Here is a 3448-nt window from a genome sequence, read left to right as displayed (position 1 = left end):
CATCGCCGGCACCTTCGTCTGCCGGCGCTGGCTGCCGCGCTTCGGCGTGCGCGGCAGCGTGGCGCGCGCTGCATGGCTCACGCTCGCCGGCGGCACCGCCATGGGCCTGCTCGCGCTGGCCGGCGTGCACACGGTGTGGGCCATCGTCGCGCCGGCCACGCTCACCATGCTGGCGCACGGCGTGCACCAGCCCTGCGGGCAGACCGGCGCCGTCGGTCCCTTTCCGCAGGCCGCCGGCGCGGCCTCGGCGATCAACGGCTTCCTGATGATGCTGGCGGCCTTCGGCATCGGCGGCTGGCTCGGCGCGCGCATGGACGGCACCGTGCTGCCGCTGGCGCTGGGCACGTGGTTCTGGAGCGTGTGCATCGCGCTGGTCGCCTGGACCCTGGTGCGCCGCCACGGCGAGCCCCATGGCCATTGAGGCCGGCTACGTGGCCCTGGCCGGCCCCACGGCGTCGGGCAAGACCGCCGCGGCGCTGGCGATAGCGCGCGCGCGGCCGGTGGAGATCGTCAGCGTCGATTCGGCCCTGGTCTACCGCGGCATGGACATCGGCACAGCCAAGCCGAGCGCCGCCGAGCGCGCCGAGGTCCCGCACCACCTGATCGACATCCGCGATCCGCGCGAGCCCTACAGCGCGGCGGCCTTCGTGTCCGACGCCACCCGGCTGATCGCCGAGATCCGCGCGCGCGGCCGCCTGCCGCTGCTGGTCGGCGGCACCATGCTGTACTTCAAGGCGCTGGCGGAGGGCATCGATGCAATGCCCGCTGCCGATCCGGAGCTGCGCCGGCAGCTCGAGGCCGATGCCGCGGCGCTGGGCTGGCCCGCGATGCATGCGCGGCTGGCGCAGGTCGATGCGCCTACTGCCGCGCGGCTCGCGCCCGCGGACAGCCAGCGCATCCAGCGCGCGCTGGAGGTCTGGCTCACGAGCGGGCGCGCCATCTCCAGCTTCCATTCGTCCGATCGCGCAGGCGGCCTGCCGCCGATTGCGCTCTTTTCACTCGAACCGACGGAGCGCGCCTGGCTGCACGAGCGAATCGCCGAGCGCTTCGACGCAATGCTCGCGGCCGGCTTGCTGGACGAGGTGCAGGCGCTGCGTGCGCGCGGCGACCTCGTGCCCGACCTGCCCTCGATGCGCAGCGTGGGCTACCGCCAGGCCTGGGAGGCGCTGGATGGCCAATGGCCGCTGGCCGGGCTGCGCGAGCGCGGCATCGCGGCCACGCGCCAGCTCGCCAAGCGGCAGATCACCTGGCTGCGCAGCATGCCCGCGCGCCGCGTGGTGCCGGCCGAAGCACCCGATGCGATCGCGCGCATCGTGGCCGCCGTGGGCGAGATCGCATGAGACGCACGGCAGCTCCGAAGGCCCATGGCACCGCAGCCGCAGCCGCAGCCGCAACAGGCGAAGGCACGCCATGACGCTGAAGGTCCATGGCCTGGCCAAGCGCTACGGCGACAGCGTCGTCTTCGAGCAGGTCTCGCTCGAGGTCGCGCCCGGCGAGTTCATCGCCATCGTGGGCGAGTCGGGCGTAGGCAAGTCCACGCTGCTCAACTGCATGGCCGGGCTGGACAGCTGGGATGCGGGGACCATCGTGCACGACGGCATCGACATCGGTGCGCTCGACAGCGAGGCCCGCGCGCTCTGGCGCCGGCGGCACGTGGGCTTCGTGTTCCAGGCCTTCCACGTGCTGCCGCACCTGGACGTCGCGCAGAACGTCGCTTTGCCGCTGATGTTGCTGAAGCAGACCGATCCCGCCCGTGTCGCACACATGCTCGAGGCGGTCGGCCTCGCGGGACTCGGTGAACGCCTGCCCGGGCAGCTGAGCGGCGGCCAGTTGCAGCGGGTGGCCATCGCGCGCGCGCTGGTGCACCGGCCCGCGCTGCTGCTGGCCGACGAGCCCACCGGCAACCTCGACCCCGGCACCGCGGCGAAGGTGATGGAAGTACTGTTCGCGCAGACGCGCGAGCATGGCGCCTCGCTGGTGCTGGTCACGCACTCCGAAACCGCCGCGGCGCGAGCGGACCGGGTGCTGCACCTGAGCGCGGGCGGGATCGAACGCGCCGCCGAGTAGCCACGAGCCGCGCGCGCTGCCCGCAGCGCTCACGGGTTGCGGGTCTGGATCTCGACATGGCTGCTCACATGCAAGCGCACGCGCACCGGCCGCTGCGCGTCGGCGATGGTCTCGGAGTTCACGTCCTTGCCGCTGCCGTAGTTGATCTGCCGGTCGGGGCGCTTGTTGAGGCCGACCAGCAGCACGATGCGGCTGCCGGCCGCAAGCTTGCGAGCGGTCACGCGTTCGGCCGTGAACGCAAGCGGCTGGCGCTCGCCGGCCCGAAGGAGCCGGCGATACACGCGATGGCCGGCGTAGCTGGCACGGAAGTCGTAGGGCTCGAACAGCAGCTGGTAGTCGCCGCTCGCCGTCAGTTCGTACAGCGAGACGTTGAGGTCCACGTCCTGCCGAGAAGGCGTGATGTCGAACTCGCCGCGCAGGCTGCCGTCGATCTCGGTGTCCTTCGGCAGCGGATCGCTGACGAATCGGATGCTGTTGCGCACCGTCGGCTGCCTGCTGCGCAGCGTGTCCGGCCACGGGACGCGCGCGTCGCGGCGATCGGCGAGATCGACCGAGAGTTGGGCGCTGCCGTCGCCCTCGGACGGCGACGGCGACAGACGATGCGAGCCGTCGCGCTCGCGGGCGTCGAGGTACAGGCGCAGCCGGGTGCGATCCGGCGCGTCCAGCGTCGGCACATGGCGCCACTGGTCGGCGCCCATCACCTGGTAATTGACGCGGTCCTGCAGCAGCGACGGCTTCCTGGCGCCCTTGAAGACGTGGTCGAGCCACTGGAAGCGCAGCTCGGGCAGATCGACACGTGCCGCAGGGTCGAGCGTGTAGCCGCGCAGCTGCGCCGCCGTGCCGAGCCGGATCGACTCCGCGTCGTAGGGGCCGATCAGCAGCGTCGTGTCGGCCTGTGGCCGGTTGCGACGATGCTCCTGGTGGAAGTACAGCGCGCCGGCCTCGGCGCCGTAGTAGCCGGCGATGCCGAGCACCGGGATGTCGATCTGCGCGAACTGCTTCGCCGTCGGCAAGAACTTCCGCCAATAGCGATCGTGGCTGGGGTGCGTCAACCAGGTTCGGATCAGCTTGCTGCGCTTGCCCAGCAGGACGCGGTCGATGTCCCAGTAAGGGCGATCGCCGCGATACCAGCGCGCGTCGAGCGCCTGCCATCGTGCGTCCTGGTCGGCGCCCGCGTCGCCTCCCGCGGGCCCGGCGGCCGCGTGCTCCTGCGCCCAGCGGACCATGGCGTTGCGGTAGATCTGTCCGGCCATCGGGAAGTCGATACCCGGCGCCATCGGCGCGATGGTGGCGATGGCCTTGAGCGCCGCCGGCTTCCTGCGCGCGGCAGCCCAGGCAGCGTAGCCTGAGTAGCCGTCGCCGAGCATGCCGACGCGGCCGT

The 3448-nt window shown here is 72.1% G+C and carries 3 protein-coding genes and 1 pseudogene; 3 read left to right on the top strand and 1 reads right to left on the bottom strand.

Annotated elements, in window-relative coordinates; genetic code table 11:
• The 3 genes and pseudogenes from APY03_RS42630 to APY03_RS23395 form a co-directional block, all read left to right on the top strand.
• Window positions 1-421: pseudogene (locus APY03_RS42630) on the top strand (Bcr/CflA family drug resistance efflux transporter); the annotation flags it as partial.
• Window positions 411-1340, top strand: a complete 930-nt coding sequence (gene miaA / locus APY03_RS23400; protein ID WP_068680547.1) for a tRNA (adenosine(37)-N6)-dimethylallyltransferase MiaA — start codon at window positions 411-413, stop codon at window positions 1338-1340. The pseudogene APY03_RS42630 and the gene miaA, both read left to right, overlap by 11 nt.
• 70 nt (window positions 1341-1410) lie before the next feature.
• Entirely contained in the window at window positions 1411-2067 is a 657-nt protein-coding gene (locus APY03_RS23395; RefSeq protein WP_068680542.1) for an ABC transporter ATP-binding protein, read from the top strand.
• Between the two features lie 29 nt (window positions 2068-2096).
• On the opposite strand, the gene APY03_RS44325 is transcribed toward APY03_RS23395, so the two are convergent.
• The coding region (locus tag APY03_RS44325; protein ID WP_232324375.1) for a CocE/NonD family hydrolase at window positions 2097-3448 on the bottom strand (1352 nt) is incomplete at its 5' end.

It is taken from the genome of Variovorax sp. WDL1 (assembly GCF_001541225.1).
GTDB lineage: Bacteria > Pseudomonadota > Gammaproteobacteria > Burkholderiales > Burkholderiaceae_C > Variovorax.
The sequence above is the reverse complement of the archived record's forward strand: the minus strand, read 5'-3'. Positions and strand labels throughout refer to the sequence as shown.